The organism is Cognataquiflexum rubidum (assembly GCF_022538115.1).
GTDB lineage: Bacteria > Bacteroidota > Bacteroidia > Cytophagales > Cyclobacteriaceae > Cognataquiflexum > Cognataquiflexum rubidum.
The window spans coordinates 1-16,149 of the sequence record NZ_JAKZAL010000037.1 but is presented as its reverse complement, the minus strand read 5'-3'; the positions used below and the strand labels follow the sequence as shown (position 1 = coordinate 16,149).

15 protein-coding genes are annotated in these 16,149 nt (G+C 42.7%); 7 read left to right on the top strand and 8 right to left on the bottom strand.

Annotated features, from left to right (window positions below):
- Nucleotides 1–31: 31 nt before the first annotated feature.
- The gene (locus tag MMU05_RS22365; RefSeq protein WP_241143881.1) at nucleotides 32–484 is read right to left on the bottom strand and encodes a DUF1569 domain-containing protein; all 453 of its coding nucleotides are present in this window, start codon (nucleotides 482–484) and stop codon (nucleotides 32–34) included.
- Nucleotides 485–624: 140 nt separating this feature from the next.
- Between MMU05_RS22365 and MMU05_RS22360 the strand changes: the two genes are divergently transcribed.
- Nucleotides 625–837: a type II toxin-antitoxin system HicB family antitoxin gene (locus MMU05_RS22360; protein ID WP_241143880.1), complete on the top strand. Its 213-nt coding sequence runs from the start codon at nucleotides 625–627 to the stop codon at nucleotides 835–837.
- A gap of 46 nt (nucleotides 838–883) precedes the next feature.
- Entirely contained in the window at nucleotides 884–1,084 is a 201-nt protein-coding gene (locus MMU05_RS22355; RefSeq protein WP_241143879.1) for a type II toxin-antitoxin system HicA family toxin, read from the top strand.
- A gap of 39 nt (nucleotides 1,085–1,123) precedes the next feature.
- On the opposite strand, the gene MMU05_RS22350 is transcribed toward MMU05_RS22355, so the two are convergent.
- The 3 genes from MMU05_RS22350 to hutH all read right to left on the bottom strand — a co-directional run bounded on the left by MMU05_RS22350 (nucleotide 1,124) and on the right by hutH (nucleotide 6,732).
- Nucleotides 1,124–3,127: a urocanate hydratase gene (locus MMU05_RS22350; protein ID WP_241143878.1), complete on the bottom strand. Its 2,004-nt coding sequence runs from the start codon at nucleotides 3,125–3,127 to the stop codon at nucleotides 1,124–1,126.
- Between the two features lie 483 nt (nucleotides 3,128–3,610).
- On the bottom strand, nucleotides 3,611–4,849 hold the full coding sequence (hutI, locus tag MMU05_RS22345) for an imidazolonepropionase (protein WP_241143877.1): 1,239 nt from the start codon (nucleotides 4,847–4,849) through the stop codon (nucleotides 3,611–3,613).
- A 311-nt stretch (nucleotides 4,850–5,160) separates the two neighbouring features.
- Nucleotides 5,161–6,732 (bottom strand): histidine ammonia-lyase, encoded by a 1,572-nt coding sequence (gene hutH / locus MMU05_RS22340; protein ID WP_241143876.1) that lies wholly within the window; start codon nucleotides 6,730–6,732, stop codon nucleotides 5,161–5,163.
- A 275-nt stretch (nucleotides 6,733–7,007) separates the two neighbouring features.
- Between hutH and MMU05_RS22335 the strand changes: the two genes are divergently transcribed.
- The 4 genes from MMU05_RS22335 (at nucleotide 7,008) to MMU05_RS22320 (ending at nucleotide 11,552) form a co-directional block, all read left to right on the top strand.
- Nucleotides 7,008–7,880: a LysR family transcriptional regulator gene (locus MMU05_RS22335; protein WP_241143875.1), complete on the top strand. Its 873-nt coding sequence runs from the start codon at nucleotides 7,008–7,010 to the stop codon at nucleotides 7,878–7,880.
- A gap of 88 nt (nucleotides 7,881–7,968) precedes the next feature.
- The gene (locus MMU05_RS22330) at nucleotides 7,969–9,126 is read left to right on the top strand and encodes a DUF4221 family protein (protein ID WP_241143874.1); all 1,158 of its coding nucleotides are present in this window, start codon (nucleotides 7,969–7,971) and stop codon (nucleotides 9,124–9,126) included.
- A 238-nt stretch (nucleotides 9,127–9,364) separates the two neighbouring features.
- Nucleotides 9,365–10,195 carry a helix-turn-helix domain-containing protein gene (locus MMU05_RS22325; RefSeq protein ID WP_241143873.1) on the top strand — a complete coding sequence of 277 codons (831 nt, stop codon included), beginning with the start codon at nucleotides 9,365–9,367 and terminating at the stop codon, nucleotides 10,193–10,195.
- Nucleotides 10,196–10,430: 235 nt separating this feature from the next.
- On the top strand, nucleotides 10,431–11,552 hold the full coding sequence (locus MMU05_RS22320; protein ID WP_241143872.1) for a glycoside hydrolase family 16 protein: 1,122 nt from the start codon (nucleotides 10,431–10,433) through the stop codon (nucleotides 11,550–11,552).
- A gap of 53 nt (nucleotides 11,553–11,605) precedes the next feature.
- On the opposite strand, the gene menD is transcribed toward MMU05_RS22320, so the two are convergent.
- Genes menD through MMU05_RS22305 form a run of 3 tightly spaced genes read right to left on the bottom strand, consistent with a single transcriptional unit; the run spans nucleotide 11,606 to nucleotide 14,912 of the window.
- Nucleotides 11,606–13,282, bottom strand: a complete 1,677-nt coding sequence (gene menD, locus MMU05_RS22315; protein WP_241143871.1) for a 2-succinyl-5-enolpyruvyl-6-hydroxy-3-cyclohexene-1-carboxylic-acid synthase — start codon at nucleotides 13,280–13,282, stop codon at nucleotides 11,606–11,608.
- A gap of 9 nt (nucleotides 13,283–13,291) precedes the next feature.
- Nucleotides 13,292–14,488, bottom strand: a complete 1,197-nt coding sequence (locus tag MMU05_RS22310; RefSeq protein ID WP_241143870.1) for a chorismate-binding protein — start codon at nucleotides 14,486–14,488, stop codon at nucleotides 13,292–13,294.
- A 1-nt stretch (nucleotide 14,489) separates the two neighbouring features.
- Nucleotides 14,490–14,912 (bottom strand): hotdog fold thioesterase, encoded by a 423-nt coding sequence (locus MMU05_RS22305; RefSeq protein WP_241143869.1) that lies wholly within the window; start codon nucleotides 14,910–14,912, stop codon nucleotides 14,490–14,492.
- A gap of 53 nt (nucleotides 14,913–14,965) precedes the next feature.
- Here MMU05_RS22305 and MMU05_RS22300 point away from each other — a divergent pair, with 53 nt between their 5' ends.
- Nucleotides 14,966–15,595: a histidine phosphatase family protein gene (locus MMU05_RS22300; RefSeq protein ID WP_241143868.1), complete on the top strand. Its 630-nt coding sequence runs from the start codon at nucleotides 14,966–14,968 to the stop codon at nucleotides 15,593–15,595.
- On the opposite strand, the gene MMU05_RS22295 is transcribed toward MMU05_RS22300, so the two are convergent.
- Nucleotides 15,573–15,995, bottom strand: a complete 423-nt coding sequence (locus MMU05_RS22295; protein WP_241143867.1) for a hypothetical protein — start codon at nucleotides 15,993–15,995, stop codon at nucleotides 15,573–15,575. The genes MMU05_RS22300 and MMU05_RS22295 overlap by 23 nt on opposite strands.
- Between the last annotated feature and the right edge of the window lie 154 nt (nucleotides 15,996–16,149).

The window sequence follows — 16,149 nt, the reverse complement described above, 5'->3', positions numbered from 1 at the left end:
CTGTTAAGGGCTTAACAATTATAAGACTCAATCAGTGACTGCCAAACTGCCTTAAGTGATGATCGAGATGCTTATATATCATCCTTGACCATTCCTTGCGGCTGAGTTCCCCAAAGAATGGATGAGGGAATAACTTGGCTTCGGCTTTTACTTTTTCGAGATAACGCAATAACTCTGCTTTTTCATTTTCTATCTCAGTCAATAAAAAATTATTTTTTTCCATATTCATTTCGTCTGGCGTAGCTGCTCCTTTGGGCCAAGGAATAGTGGAAAATATGAGCCATTTGCCCAATCTTGTCCGCATATATGCAGGGCCTTGGGCCTTGGAGGGAAGTTCTCCCAACGACATTTTCAATTGTGTTGTGCAATGGACAAGCATTTGCTGTAAGTTCATTTTGCCCCATTTCCTCGGACTTGAGCTTGAAAGTGCCAATATCCTTTTTCTGAGTTCGGTGTAGTCTGAATCGGTTTGGATATTTTTCATAAGGGTTAATTATTCTGAATGGGAGGATTCAAGTAGAATTCATTTTTTGATAAGTTAAACATTTGATTAATGCTTTATTCTTTGGGTCTTGAATCTATTGAAAAACCACCAAATTTAAATAAATTCGATTCATGGAAAGAATGTTTAGAATAATCCTAAATCCTGAGCCGGAAGGTGGCTTTACTGTAATTGTCCCATCTCTACCGGGCTGTGTTACTTATGGGGAAACAATCGAAGAGGCCAAGAACATGGCGGCTGAAGCGATTTCATTATATCTTGAAGACCTGGAAGCAAATGGGGAAGAAATTCCGAATGATGTGAATAGCCTGGAATTATCACTGATAGTTGCCTGATCAATTCTCAATCGTTTGATTTAAAATCTTAATATTTTTTTAGGACATGAAAAGTTTAACTCCAAAAGAACTAATCAAAATTCTCGAAGCCCAGGGATTTATTTTTCAGCGGAGTAAAGGCAGTCACCAACTTTTTAAACATCCTGATGGAAGGCGTACGGTTGTTCCGGTTCATACGAGGGACCTCAAAACAGGAACACTCTTAGCCATATTGAAACAATCTGGAATTTCCAAAGAGGATATTTAAATTCCCAAAAGTTGCAGGAAAAAAATAAGTTTTTCACTTTCATTTTATTGAAAACTCCAAAATTCCATCATCCACCATCTCCGGCAGCGTCACCTTCAGCCCCGGGGTCCTTTCCATTTCTCTTTTTATTGCAAACAATGCTTCATCATTTCTTGCCCAAGCCCGTCGTGAGATACCGTTGTTGACATCGTAGAAGAGCATGGATTGGAGTCTGCGGTTGGCTTCTTGGCTTCCGTCAAGCAGCAGCCCGAATCCTCCGTTAATGACTTCACCCCAACCTACGCCGCCACCGTTGTGGATCGAAACCCAAGTAGCCCCACGGAAACTGTCACCGATCACATTGTGGATGGCCATGTCAGCGGTAAATTTGCTGCCGTCATAGATATTGCTCGTTTCCCGGAAAGGCGAATCAGTACCGCTGACATCGTGGTGGTCTCTTCCGAGCACAATCGGGGCGGAGATTTCGCCTGATTGGATTGCGGCATTGAAGGCTTTGGCGATTTCGATCCTTCCTTCTGCATCTGCATAAAGGATTCTTGCTTGAGAGCCCACCACCAATTTATTTTTTCCGGCTTCCTCGATCCAGGTAATGTTGTCCTGAACCTGTTGCTGTATTTCCGAAGGGGCTGAGGTTTTGATTTGTTTGAGTACTTCAGCAGCTATTTGGTCGGTCTTTGCTAGGTCTTCAGGATTACCCGAAGTGCAGACCCAACGGAAAGGTCCAAATCCATAGTCAAAGCACATAGGTCCCAAAATATCCTGCACATAGGAAGGGTATTTAAAATCAATACCGTTGGCAGCCATCACATCGGCTCCGGCACGGGAGGCCTCTAATAAAAAAGCATTTCCATAATCAAAAAAGTAGGTGCCTCTTGCAGCATGCCTGTTGACTGCAGCAGCATGTCGGCGGAGGGATTCCTGTACTTTGGTTTTGAATTTTTCGGGTTCTTTGGCCATCATTTCATTGGCTTCCTCAAAATCCAAACTCACCGGATAATATCCGCCTGCCCAAGGATTGTGGAGGGAAGTCTGGTCAGAACCGAGTTCGATAGTGATATTTTCCTGGTCAAATTTCTCCCAAATATCCACGACATTGCCAAGGAAGGCGATTGAAACCACTTCCTCGTTTTGCTGAGCCTGACGCACCCGGAGCACCAGGTTATCCAAGTTAGTTATCAATTCATCCACCCAACCTTGTTCATGGCGTTTATGTGCAGCTTTCGGATTGACTTCGGCACAGACCGTGATGCATCCTGCAATATTTCCTGCTTTTGGTTGGGCACCTGACATGCCTCCCAAACCTGCTGTCAGGAAGACTTTGCCTTTTGGATTTATGGCAGGGCCAAGTTTTTTGCGGAAGGCATTCATCACCGTAATGGTGGTACCGTGGACAATACCCTGAGGACCTATATACATATAAGAACCTGCGGTCATCTGTCCATATTGTGTCACTCCAAGGGCATTGTATTTCTCCAAATCATCCGGTTTGGAGTAGTTTGGGATCATCATTCCGTTGGTGATTACAACCCGCGGTGCCTCTTGGGAAGAGGGGAAAAGTCCCATCGGATGGCCGGAATACATGTGCAAAGTTTGTTCCTCAGTCATCTCGGCGAGGTACTTCATGGTAAGGAGATATTGCGCCCAATTTTGAAAAACCGCACCGTTGCCTCCGTAGGTGATGAGTTCTTGAGGATGCTGGGCAACTGCAGGATCGAGGTTATTTTGAATCATCAACATGATCGCTGCGGCTTTTTGACATTTTGCCGGATAATCAGAAATTGTCCTTGCCCGCATCTCATAATCCGGCATAAAGCGGTACACGTAAATCCTTCCGTATTGCTGTAATTCTTCAAAAAATTCCTTTGCCAATTCCTCATGCCAAGCCTTTGGGAAGTACCTTAGCGCATTTCTCAGAGCCAATTTCTTCTCTTCAGGGTTTAAAATATCCTTTCTTTTTGGCGCATGGCTAAAACTAGGATCAGGTGATTTTCTTGCCGGAAGGGTGGAGGGGATGCCTTGGAGGATTTGGTCTTGGAAGGTCATTGGTAAATTTGGTTGTAATGGTTCTAATTGTTGTCAGGTTGTCAATGTTGTCGAGTTTTCGGGATCGACACCCTGAGTCCTTAACATTTTAATATGTTCAGAAAGGGAATGACGGTTGGTGTTGCGTCATTCTGAACCGGAGCTTGCGGAGGTGAAGAATCCCCTTACCTGAGACACTTCACTGCGTTCAGTGTGACGTCCAAGATATTCATGTCATTGGTAAGGTGTAACGGCTGAAGGATCTCATTTTTTTTTGGTGAGACCCTTCGCTTCACTCAGGGTGACGCCCTCGAAATCTGTCATTGGTAACTCAGAGAGAAATCTTTTTCAAGAATTGGGATCAAAGACTTCTCCTTTCGTCCCTGCCTGCGGCAGGCGGGCAAGTGACTCGGAAAGGTCTTTAGATAGTCTTTAATGCAATTTTGGGATTGTATGCTTCACCTTTGTAGTAAGTTTCCATCAATATCCAATATCAATTAATATCTAAATTTTTACTCCCCTTTTAAAAACCATCTTCGGTTTCAATGTCCCTTGATGGTAGGTGATTTCCCGGTAATCTGAAGTTTGGAAAAGTAGGATATCTGCCAATTTTCCCACAGCAATACTTCCCCTATCCAATAACCCAAGTGCAGTTGCGGCCCGGCAGGTAATTCCGGCCAAGACTTCCGCATTGCTGAGTTTCTCGAATGTTCCCAAAATGGATGCCTGCATCAGCAAATCTCCCATAGGCGCAGAACCCGGATTCCAATCTGAGGCGATCGCTAAGGAAGCGCCGGCGTCCAGGAGTTTTCGGGCAGGTGTAAAAGCCATTCCCAAACCCATGGATGCGCCTGGCAATGCCACAGCAACGGTATCCGAATTGGCAATCAACGCAATTTCCTTTTCAGAACTTGCTTCCAGATGATCTGCTGAAACGGCGCCAAATCCCACCGCCACCACCGAACCGCCAACATGAAATTGGTCCGCGTGGACCGTGATATCGAATCCAAAGTCTTTGGCTTTTTGGAAATAGTCTGCGATATCCTGAGGGCTGAAAGCCGAATCTTCAATAAAGGCATCGATCCGGTTGCTGAGGTTTTCAGATTTCAAGATTGGGAACAATTCATTGCTGATTGTTTCTAGATATTCTTTTGCTGAACCCTCAAAATCCTTTGGGCAGATATGGGCAGCAAGGCAGGTCGGAATCAGGTCTGCTGCAGTTTCCGAATTTGCCTGTTTGATAGCCTGGAGCATTTTGATTTCTTCAGCCACAGAAAGTCCATAGCCGCTTTTTACCTCAATGGTGGTGACTCCATCAGCGAGGTGACGGTTGGCTCTTTTGACAGTGAGTTTTACCAATTGTTCCAAGGCCGCTTTCCTTGTTTGGGTTACGGTATCCCAGATTCCACCACCTGAGTTGGCGATCTCGAGGTATGATTTTCCGGTGTTGCGCATGGCAAAATCTTTGGCCCGGCTTCCGCCAAAACAGATATGGGTATGGCAATCCACAAACCCGGGAAGCGCCACAAAGTCGCCTTGCAAGGTTTCCATTTTAGCACCGATGGACTGCGCCTCAGGATAAATGTCCCAATAGCTCCCGATTTCATGGATTTTTTCATCCTTCAAAAATATCCCAGCTTCGGTAATGATTTCAAGTTGGCTGTCTTGCAAAGGGCCTTTTGCTTCCAATCCACGCATGGTAATGAGTTGTCGTATCGGGCCGATGAGGGTGTAGATGGGCATGGGTTTGGTTAATGGGTTATTTGGTTAACTGGTTAATTGTTCCGAACTAACCATATTTATATTTGGTATTTTCAATTAAACTGTGACCTTTTCCAAAGTTTTGAACTTTGGAAAAGCTTTCTTTTACCGATTGGTTCAAGTCTAAGAGAGGACCAAGTCTGAAGACTTGAGCCGGATTTGAGTCCAAGTCCGAAGACTTGAATTAGGTGGGTTTATAAAATCTTAAGCCACCTTTTCCAAAGTTTTGAACTTTGGAAAAACTTTATCAACTATAACTTTCTCACCTCTAGTTTCTTGCCTCTCGGCTCTATTTAAAACTTATCAAACTCCTCCGACCACTTTGTCTCCAATTCCAAACCCTCTCTTGCGGCCACTTCTCTTGCTAAAGTAAGCAATTCTCCACTTCGGATGATATCAATGGCTATTTCCATGTCTTCATACATGATCTGATCTTCGGTGACATGGTGGATTTTGGTGCGGACGTGTTCATAGAGTGCGGTCATGATTTTGCCGGACTTCAAAGGTGCATGAAAATCCACCGCCTGTGCCGCGCAGAAAAGTTCTACCCCAAGGATTTTTTCCACATTCTCAATCACCTGCAAGGCTTTTCTCGCGCCGATACTTCCCATGCTCACATGGTCTTCCTGTCCCAAAGAAGTTGGAATGCTGTCAGCCGAGGAGGGAAAACACAGCCCCTTGTTTTCACTCGCCAATGCCGCCGTGCTGTATTGGGGAATCATAAACCCGGAATTCAACCCTGTTTCTTTCAACAACAGTTTTGGAACACCCGGGGTATCGCCTTCCAAAGAAAGGTAAATCCTGCGGTCGGCGATATTGCCGATTTCGGATGCGGCCAAACAGGCATAATCCAATGGCATGGCAATCGGTTGACCGTGGAAATTCCCCCCACTGATGGTATGGTTTTCGTCAAAGACGACGGGATTGTCCGTGACGGAATTAATCTCAGTTTCGATCATTTGCTTCAGGTGAAGCCAGGCATTGCGAGATGCACCATGAACCTGCGGCATACAGCGCAAGGAATATGGGTCCTGAACCCGCGCACAGGCCGCATGGGAATGGACAATTTCCGACTCATGAAGTAAATTCAAGATCGATTGGGCAACATGTTGGTTTCCGGCATAAGGGCGGAGTTGGTGAAGGTCAGCACTGAATGGCTTGGTAGAACCCAACAATCCCTCCAACATCATTGCCCCGGTGATGTCGGCATGGGCAAGGATATTGTAGAATCTGTCCACGACCATCACTCCAAAAGCAGCAATGAATTGGGTGCCGTTGATCAGGGCTAGCCCTTCTTTTGGCCCGAGGTGAATTGGTTCCAAGTCAAGTTGCTGAAAAAGTTTGGCTGTTGAAATTATTTCACCCTTGAAATGGACTTTTCCCAATCCGATCAAAGGCAAAAATAAATGTGAAAGTGGCGCCAAATCCCCGGAGGCACCCACAGAACCTTGTTTGGGCACGACAGGCACAATATTGTTTTCAATGAAAAAAAGGATCCTGTCCAAAGTGCTTTCCTGAATTCCCGAAAAACCCTGTGCCAAAGCATGGGTTTTCAGCACCAACATCAGTTTGGAGATTTCGATGGGGATGGGTTCTCCGAGGCCGACAGCATGGCTTTTCAGAAGGTTTTCCTGGAGTTTTTTGGTTTGCTCCGGAGAGATCATCGTGGTGCACAGCGGTCCAAAACCGGTGTTGATGCCATAAACGGGTTTGCCTTTGCTGACTATTTTTTCGACAGCCTGACTGCTAGCTTTGATTTTTTCACGGCTTTCAGGAGAGATGATACCTTTGATATTGCCCCTGCAAATGGCGAGTGCAAGTGATGCAGTGAGTCGGTCTTGGCCAAATGAGAAGGTGTTTTTCATTATTCAGTTTTTTGTCTCCCACAAAGACGCAAAGGCGCTAAGTTTAGGAGAGTTTCAATTACAAAAATAACTTTCTGCTTTGATAATTATTGATACCAATATTATCAATAACTGATAACTTTGAGTTATTAAAAAATTTCTTTAGATTTTGACTTAGAGTGCAAAACAGAAAAGTGCTAGAATACTGATTGGGAACAATCGACAGTAATTCAAATTTTGGCGAATGAATATCTATTTAAAAATCTTTGCGACTTTGGGTCTTTGCGGGAAATAATATGAATTTAGAACTCAGACATCTGGAATATTTTCGAGCCGTGGCCGACGAACTGAACTTCAGAAAGGCAGCTGAGCGGCTTTTTATTTCCCAACCGGGACTCAGCAGGCAGATCAGGCAGATGGAGGAGATTCTGGAGGTAGAGCTTTTTTACCGAACCAAAAGATCTGTGACCCTGACTGCCGCAGGAGAATTTCTTAAAGGGGAAGTGGATTATATCTTCAACCATTTGGAGCTGACTACACAGCAGATCAAAAGTATTGCGGCAGGAAAAGTTGGGGAATTGCGGGTAGGGTTTTTGGGTTCGGCAGCACATCAGGTTATTCCGGATTTGTTGGTTCGCCTAAGCAGGGAATTTCCTGGAATTCAGACCAATCTGGAAGAGTTGAGCAACCACCTTCAGGTTGAAATGCTGGAAAAAGACAAGCTCGATCTGGGTTTTGTCAGGTTGGCTCGGGTACCGGATGGACTCAGTATGAAGGCAGTACATCGCGACACTTTTTCATTGGTCTTGCCGCTCAGCCACCCGATTGATGAGGCTACTTTTGAGCATGTCGGCCAACTTCAGGAAGAGCCGTTCATTTTATTTTCAAGTGATTACAGCAGCATTTATTTTGATAAAATCATGAGTATCTGCGAGGACAGGGGATTTACACCAAAGATTTCGCACAAATCAGTCCATGCGCTGACCATTTTCAAGTTGGTAGAAGCTGGGCTTGGTGTGGCAATTGTGCCGAGTTCGCTGAAGGAAGGTTACGATCTGAAAGTGAAGTTTATCGAGATCAAAGGGATTCCGCAGCATACAGAACTTTTTGCCGTTTGGAAAACCGAAAACCGAAATCCGGCATTGAAGCATGTTTTGGGGATATTGTAAAAAAAAGTTTTGGTTTTACTTTTTTTTTAGTTGATTTGAATGTTGGTTTTAAGTTTTATTTCACATTTCGAGTTAACTCATTGATTCAATGAAAAAGCATATTTATCTGTTTTCCCCAATTTTCCTTTTACTTTTTTTGTCAATCAATTCTTGCAATAGTGTCGAGGAAAAAAGCCAAGAAAAACATTTCACATTAAAATCCACAGGAGAATTTCTTTCCTTACCATTGGACGAAAATACCCCAAATGTGAGTATGGGTTTGCAGTATTCACAAGGTTTTCTTTTCAATGCCAATTGGGGAAAAAATGAAATTCAGGTGTATGACATTGAAGCAGGCTCAATGATAAAGAGTTTGATTTTTGATAAAGAAGGAGATCAGGGGGTTGGACAGCTATTCGGTTTTCATGTACATTCCTTGGACAGTATATTTCTTTTTTCACAGCTTGATGCGGTGTTGGTGTTGACGGACACCTCGGGCCTTGTCAAAAACAGGATTAGATACCAACAGCCCGATTTGTATTCCCCTGCCTTTGTGCATAATTCTTACTTTCTATCTCCTCCGATTGTAAAAGGAGATGAAATATTTGTAAAAACCCATTTTCAAGGGAATTATAGGGAAGTAACAGCTGAGCAGTTAGGTGCCTATCATATGGTGTATACCATCAATATGAAAACCGGTTCAGTTCGATTTTTGAAACATACCTATCCTTCTGACTATTTATCCGGTGGATTGAAGCATTTTGAACCAAGTATGGCTACTGATGGGAATAAGGTTGTCTATTCACTATTTGGAGATCACAGGTTGTTTTTCTCATTCTCATTTGAGGAAGATCTCCAGGCAGTTTCAGTGGCGAGTACCCATTTGGATGAAAGTCTCCCACTTTTCCTCATGCAGGGTGAGCGTTTTGACACACAAAAATATATGCAGGGTTCATCCAGATATGAAAGTTTGATTTACGACCCATTCAGGGAGGTTTATTACAGGTTTGCATTTCCTACTTATACTTTTGAGAGCGATGAAGAAATAAGAAGCCTCCGTACAGAGCCTAGAGAATTTGTGATAATGACCCTAGATAAGGAGTTGAAAATCATCGATGACCAATATTTTGAAGGAAGGAAGTACATGCCAAACAATGTTTTTGTAGGGGAAAAAGGTTTGTACATATCAACTTCCCACCCTAATAATCCTGAAAACCAAGAAGACAAAATGGTTTTTGAGATTTTTGGATTGGTAGAAAAAGAGTAGAAAGAAATATAAAGTATAGCTTTCTGAAACTTTAAGAAGTTTTTGAAAGCTATTTTTTCACCTAATAAAACAATTTTCATCCCAATAAATTATTTCCCAAACAACCCATGTCTCAAATCTTCTATATTGATTCAAATTTTCAAATGCCGTGTAAATGTCGGGTTTAATCCTCCCCAAATTCGGATTGGTTTTCTGAAATTCAACCCAAATTGCGATGGTAAAACAAAACCATATTATCATGAAACAACCGGAATTGGGCCAAAAGATTCTCGAACTGAGAAAGGCCAAAGGATTGACACAGGAAGAACTTGTGGAGCTATGCAATATCAACGTGCGCACCATACAGCGTATCGAAGCCGGGGAAGTGACTCCGAGGACTTATACCATCAAAAGTATTCTGGAGGTATTGGGATATGATTTTAAAGAAATCCAAAATAACAATGAAGAGCCTGCATCCATCAGTTCCGAAATAATCGGGAAAGCAGCATTTCTAAAAATAGCCTTTTTTGTAGGAATCGTTTATTTCCTCTTGACTTTTGTGGAAGGTGTATTTGATTATGGACTTTGGGAAGCGGGGGAGGAGATCAGTCCGGAAGCGGCACCTTGGTATATCGCCGTCAAGATCGGTATTATGCTTACTTTTGGGGTTTTCACTTTTGGCTATTATAGGTTGAGTATGATCAAACCAAACGTCATAGTGAAGGCTGCTAGTATTCTTTTGATCGTGGCCAATTGTTTTGCTATGGCAGGAGACATTTATGGATTTAACAATGCTTCTGTCTGGCAGTCGGTACAATTTTCCAAGGCCATTCTTTTCGGTGCGCTTTATATCGTTTTTGGCTTGGGCCTGATCAGGTATCAAACTGAATTCGGATCCTTTGCCTTGGTCACAGGAATATTAAGCATCATTTCGGGAATCGCCTTCCTGAGCATCATTCTGGCTCTTCCCGGTCTGTTCGTATTTACCATCTTCGAAATCCTGCAACTCGTCCTGCTTTACAAAGCATATGAATCCATTACAGGCAAAAGCCCGAGTCCAAAAAATCTGAATATCCATGCTTTTGGGTGATTTGAGATTTGGTTATTGAGTTACTGGGTATTTGCTATTGGGTTATTGGTTATTGAATTAAACCATGGGCGATACCATTTGATAATTACAATTCTGATTTATACAAAACCACTGTTCTGATATTCGGAGCAGGGTTTTTTTTTGGATTTTTTTTGAATTCCCGTTTGGGTAGCTTTTTAAAGATTGGTGATAATTACCTTATATTTGGGAAATTGATAATTATACCACGACAAAAATGAAATCAATAAGGAACATTTGGTGGGTTCAGATCGCATTGATTTGGCTCGTCCTTGGTTGCAATCAGGAAGATGTTGACCAACAGGCAAAAATGCCGACTAACCTGGAAGTAACAGTAGAAAAACTGGGTAAGGGATCTGTCAAAATCACCGCTCAGGCGAATAATGCCAATTTCTACAAAGTCAATTATGGATTGCCCAACCTTACTCCTGAGAGAATGACAGGCAATGCGGTCGTGTATGCCTACACTACGCCTGGTTCCTTTGTCATTACGGTGCAGGCACATGCTACAGAGACTGATTTTATTACTGCGACAAAGACCGTAGAAATCACCCCGGCTGAAGTTGGTATTGGCGTGCCCACCACAGGCTTTGTAAGCCCTTTGACTTATGCAGGTTATAATCTAGTCTGGAACGATGAATTTGCAAGCACGAGTCTTTCAGATGATTGGGTTTTTGAATTAGGAGACGGTTGTCCCGGGCTCTGTGGATGGGGTAACAATGAGCTTCAGTATTATCGTCGTGAAAATATAGAACTAAAGGATGGTTACCTTTTCATCACTGCCAAACAGGAAAGTTTTGGTAATAAAAATTATACCTCCTCAAGGATAAAGACCCAAGGCAAAAAGTCATTTAAGTATGGTAGGATTGACGTGCGGGCTGTACTGCCAAAGGGACAAGGACTATGGCCTGCCGTTTGGATGCTCGGTGACAATATCACTACTGTAAATTGGCCTGCCTGCGGGGAAATAGATATCATGGAAATGGTGGGAGGCAATGCAGATGGAAGGGACAATACCATTCATGGCACGGTACATTGGGACAACAACGGATCATGGGCGAATTATGGAGGGAGTATAAGGAAAGTTTCAGGCATATTTAAGGACGACTTCCATGTATTTTCAATTATCTGGGATGAGGCAAAAATTGTTTGGTTATTGGACAATGTCCCCTTTCATGAAATTGATACACGCCCTGTTGGTTTGGATGAGTTTAGAGAGCCCTACTTTTTATTGCTCAATGTGGCTGTAGGTGGAAACTGGCCTGGAAGTCCAAATAGTACAACCTCATTTCCCCAGCAAATGGTCGTAGATTATGTGCGGGTCTTTCAGAAAAATTGAAATCGGATCAAACCATAAATGAAAAAACCGGGAGAATACCTCCCGGTTTTTTTTTAAAACCTTTCTTGAATTTTTGATTTTATCCATTTTAAGATTTCTGCATTTTTGGGGCTTTCGGATTGTATTTCAAGGATTTTTGGAACGGTCGATGGAGAATAAAAATCCTGCAAACCAATTTTTAAACTTTCGGCATCTGAAGCAAGATGGTAGCCAAACCCAAACTCATTTGCCAGACTTCTTCCATCTAACTTTTGACTTGTTTCAAAATACTCCTCCAATTCCGGCTGTTTTGCAGGTCCTTCAATCAGTCTGAAAATACCCCCCGCATGGTTGTTTAACAAGATTATCCGAAGATGGGAGGTCGGGTAATTATGCCAAAAGGCATTTCGGTCATAAAAGAATGCCATATCCCCGGTCACTAAGGTGACAAATTCCTCCGTAGTCAATGCACAACCGACAGCTGTGCTGCTGCTGCCATCAATACCGCTGGTTCCCCGGTTGCAGATGATTTCCTGGGTTCTCTTTCCGAGAAAATTCACATACCGTACAGCCATGCTGTTGGCAAGTTGGATCTTGGACGTTGAAGGAATAGCTTTCAGGCAGATTGAAATCGCTTGGTATTCTCCAAATTCTGCACTTTCCATGATGGAAGGAAAGCTTTGCCTCATTTTATTTTCCAAAGTATTCCAAGAGGAGGCAAAGCGGCTATTGGCTGTTAATGCCTCATTCAAAAATTTCAAAAAATCCCGCACTTCGCAATGGATAGTTCTTGTCAAACTTTGGAACGTGTCAGGAACATATCCTGCAGATTGGACGTGCCAATGTGCAGCTTTTGATTTTCTCAAAAAAAGCTTCAGGTTTTTAGAAATAATCGATTTCCCAAAAGTAAGGGTGAGATCAGGCCTAAGTTCCTCAAAGAAGTGCTCATTCCCTACAAAATGATCGTGGTGGTTGATCGTATGGTCAGCCTGAAGATTGGAGATTGTATCAGTGACCACAACGGCTTTTCCATTTTCTGCTAGGTCATCCAAAAAATGCTGTATGTCTGAATCAGGCCTCTGCTGACCCGGAACAATTAGAATTCTTTTGAATCCTGATAAAGCTTCAGCCAAGCGCTCTTTACTTTCTTCCGATAATTTCTGTTCAGTATCTAGGGCCCCAATTATCCTGACAGGTTTCGAATAATCGAAAGATTCCGCTTTCTCGGGATAAAATGGTTCCCGCAAAGGAATGTTGATATGGACAGGGCCTGCAGGAAATTGGTTGGCAAGGTTGATGGCTTCATTTACCATCCTGTTGGCATGCCATATCTTGTCAGCATGTCCAAATTCATCTGGGAATTGAAAAAATCCCTTCACGTGCTTGCCAAAGATTTCTGTTTGCCTGATGGTCTGACCATCCCACTGATCGATCCATTCCGGAGGACGGTCTGCGGTAATAACAATAAGCGGAATCTGTTGGAAGTAAGCCTCAGCGATCGCGGGGGCGTAATTATAAGCCGCCGAACCGGAAGTACATACAAGCACGACAGGTTGCTCCAACTGTTGTGCCATGCCAAGGGCGATGAAAGCTGCTGATCTTTCATCAGAGATCGTCCTCGTCTTTATATCAGGATGCCTTGCAAATGCCAATGTAATCGGAGCACATCTTGAACCCGGAGAAAGAATGGCATTTTTGACACCCTTATGTGAGCAGATGGAAGCTAAATCAAGAATGGGCTGAAGGACCAATGTGTTTATTTAGTTAAGGTGTTTGGCAATGATATCACATTTCATTTCTGTTTCCTCCCATTCATTTTCAGGAATGGAATCCTCTGTGACACCCGCACCTGCATATAAAATTGCCTGACCATCCACAAGTCTCGCTGTCCTAAGGTTGACATAGATGGAGGTTTCGTCCTCCACATTGACTGGTCCAAGAAAACCCGCGTAGAAAGACCTGTTAAAGGATTCATTTTTATGAAGAAACTCCAAGGCCGCTGTTCTTGGCATTCCGCACACCGCCGAAGTGGGATGGAGGAGATTGAGCATCACCGTCCCGAGTTGGGGAAAATTGGTAGATTTCATATTGACTTTAAAATCCGAACGTAGGTGTAGAAGATTGCCTGCCAAAACGGTTTTAGGACCATGTTCATCGTATTCCCGTAGCCGGATTTTTTTGAAGCAATCCACAATGTACCTGCTGACCAAAGCCTGTTCTTCAATTTCTTTTTGGGTCCAGGCTGCAGATTTCAAGGGGTTTTCACCCTGTGCCTTTTGTGTTCCGGCCAATGATATGGTTTGAAATTCATCGCCTTTGGTATGGATGAGAATCTCAGGAGAAGCGCCCATCCAAGTACCGACATCAGGTATGTGGAAGAAATTGACAAAGGCATTGGGGTAGGATTGGACCAAACGGTTGAAGGATTTCACCAAATCAAATTCAGGACCCAACTTGATTTTTTTGATTCTTGCCGGTACAATTTTGTGAAGTTCACCCTTTTGAATTGATTGGATGCCTTTTTCCACCAGTTCCATGAAACTTTCCTTTGCAGTATCGCTAAAAACTTCCTCGTGGGAATTGATTTCAGTGATTACTTTTTTCATTGATCTTTTCAATTCAGAAACCGGGGTAGAGAATCCAACTTCCTCCAAAGCATCTTTTTGCTCTTCGAGAGGAATAGCAATGTTGATTTTGAAATAAAAATCAGCTTCCATGAAATAGGCTTTCTGATCCGCTTGGTCTTCAAAGGGATGGATGATAAATCCGGAAGGCAGTTCTTCGAGATTGGGCGATACCCTTTTTGTTATTCCGGTTTTATCAATCAGAATTTGGATGAAAGTGGATTTCGGCTTTCTCCAAATCGCGATTTGGTTGCCTTCCTCCATATTTTTGGACAGGAGACTGAGAAGGTAATGCTCCAGATTTTTAAGATGGGTCTCGAAAATTATATCCATGTTATTTTTTATCAATGACGGCAATGGTAATCCTGCTGATACAGCTCAGATCTCCTTGCTCGGTATATATTTTCACCTCCCAAACTTGGGTTTTTTTGCCGAGGTGAATAGGTTTCGTTACACCCGTGACCATTCCTTCCTTAACTGATTTGAGGTGATTTGCATTGATTTCCAAACCTACGCAGTATTGCTTTGTGCCATCGACTGTCAAGGTAGCAGCGACACTTGCCAATGTTTCTGCCAACACGACATTTGCTCCGCCATGTAACAAACCTAGCGGCTGTTTGGTTTTGTGGGTGACGGGCATGGTGGCCTCTAGGAAATCGTCTCCTATTTTGGTGAATCGGATATCCAAAAAATCTGTCATCGTATTTTCTCCCCAGCTATTGAGAATTTCAAGACTAATGTTTGGCTTAAATATCATGTAATCCGGGATAAAAGTTTTTTCTTTGGACTCAGAAACAAAAATAAGTAATCTTGCTAACTAAAAAAATCTACCTTGTCCGACACGGACAAACTGATTATAATCTCAAGGGTGTAGTTCAGGGAAGTGGAATTGATGCCCCCTTAAATTGGAATGGGCACAAGCAAGCCCGGGCTTTTTTTGAATATTACCAGAACGTTCCTTTTGAGAAAGTTTTCTATACGGGTTTGCAACGGACCAAACAATCTGTACAGGGTTTTATTGATTTGGGATTGCCTCACGAGGCAGTTCCCGAACTCAATGAGATTTCATGGGGGCGATATGAAGGGGTTCCCATGACACATGAGGAAAACCATTACTACACCGATATGCTCGAAAGATGGTCTTCAGGAGATTTGGACTATGCGATTGAAGGAGGTGAAAGTCCTAACTTGGTAGCAAAGAGATTGGAAAAAGGTATCCGACATATTTTGGCCCAACCTGAAAAAACAATTCTTATTTGTATGCATGGTAGGGCAATGAGGGTTCTTTTGAGTTTGCTTTTGGGATACGACCTCAGGTATATGGACGCTTTTTTACACCAGAATCTTGGTCTATACCTTTTGCATCAAAATGAAATGGGGTTATTCAGAATAGAAAAGTACAACTCGGGTGAACACCTTATGGTGCCGGAGCTGCTTTGAGGGCCTTATTTGCCTTTTTTGTTTTGAGCAACCTGTCCTCATAGGAAGCCAATAAAGAAGTATAAGTTGATTTGGATTCGTCCAAGTCGATGATCTGAACTGCTATTTCACTTAGCGGAACTACTTTTTTGTCGTTGACCCTGATAAACATATCGCCGAGTTGGCATTTGTCGATCCCGTCATAGGGGATTTTTACCAAAATAGCCGCATCAGAATTTCCGTTATAAGCTTTGGTTGAAAAAAGATTCAAAAAGCTGAGTTCAATAAAATCTGTGGTCGTACGATTCGCTTTCAATTCTGCTTTGTCAAAAATAACCAAAAATGTCTTCGGTTCAGGGTTCTTGGAGAAACCTGATAAGGTTAAAAAACAAAGAAAAGCGGCTAGAAATCCTTTTTTCATAAATGCAAATTAAGGAAATTCTCCTTTTCATGCAAACACAAAAAATACTTTGATTGATTATTTTGTATAAACAAAAATATGATTATCCGCAATCATTCCAGTAAGGATAAATTGAAGCAATGATGAGTCTGTCAAAAAGCTTTTGACCGAAATA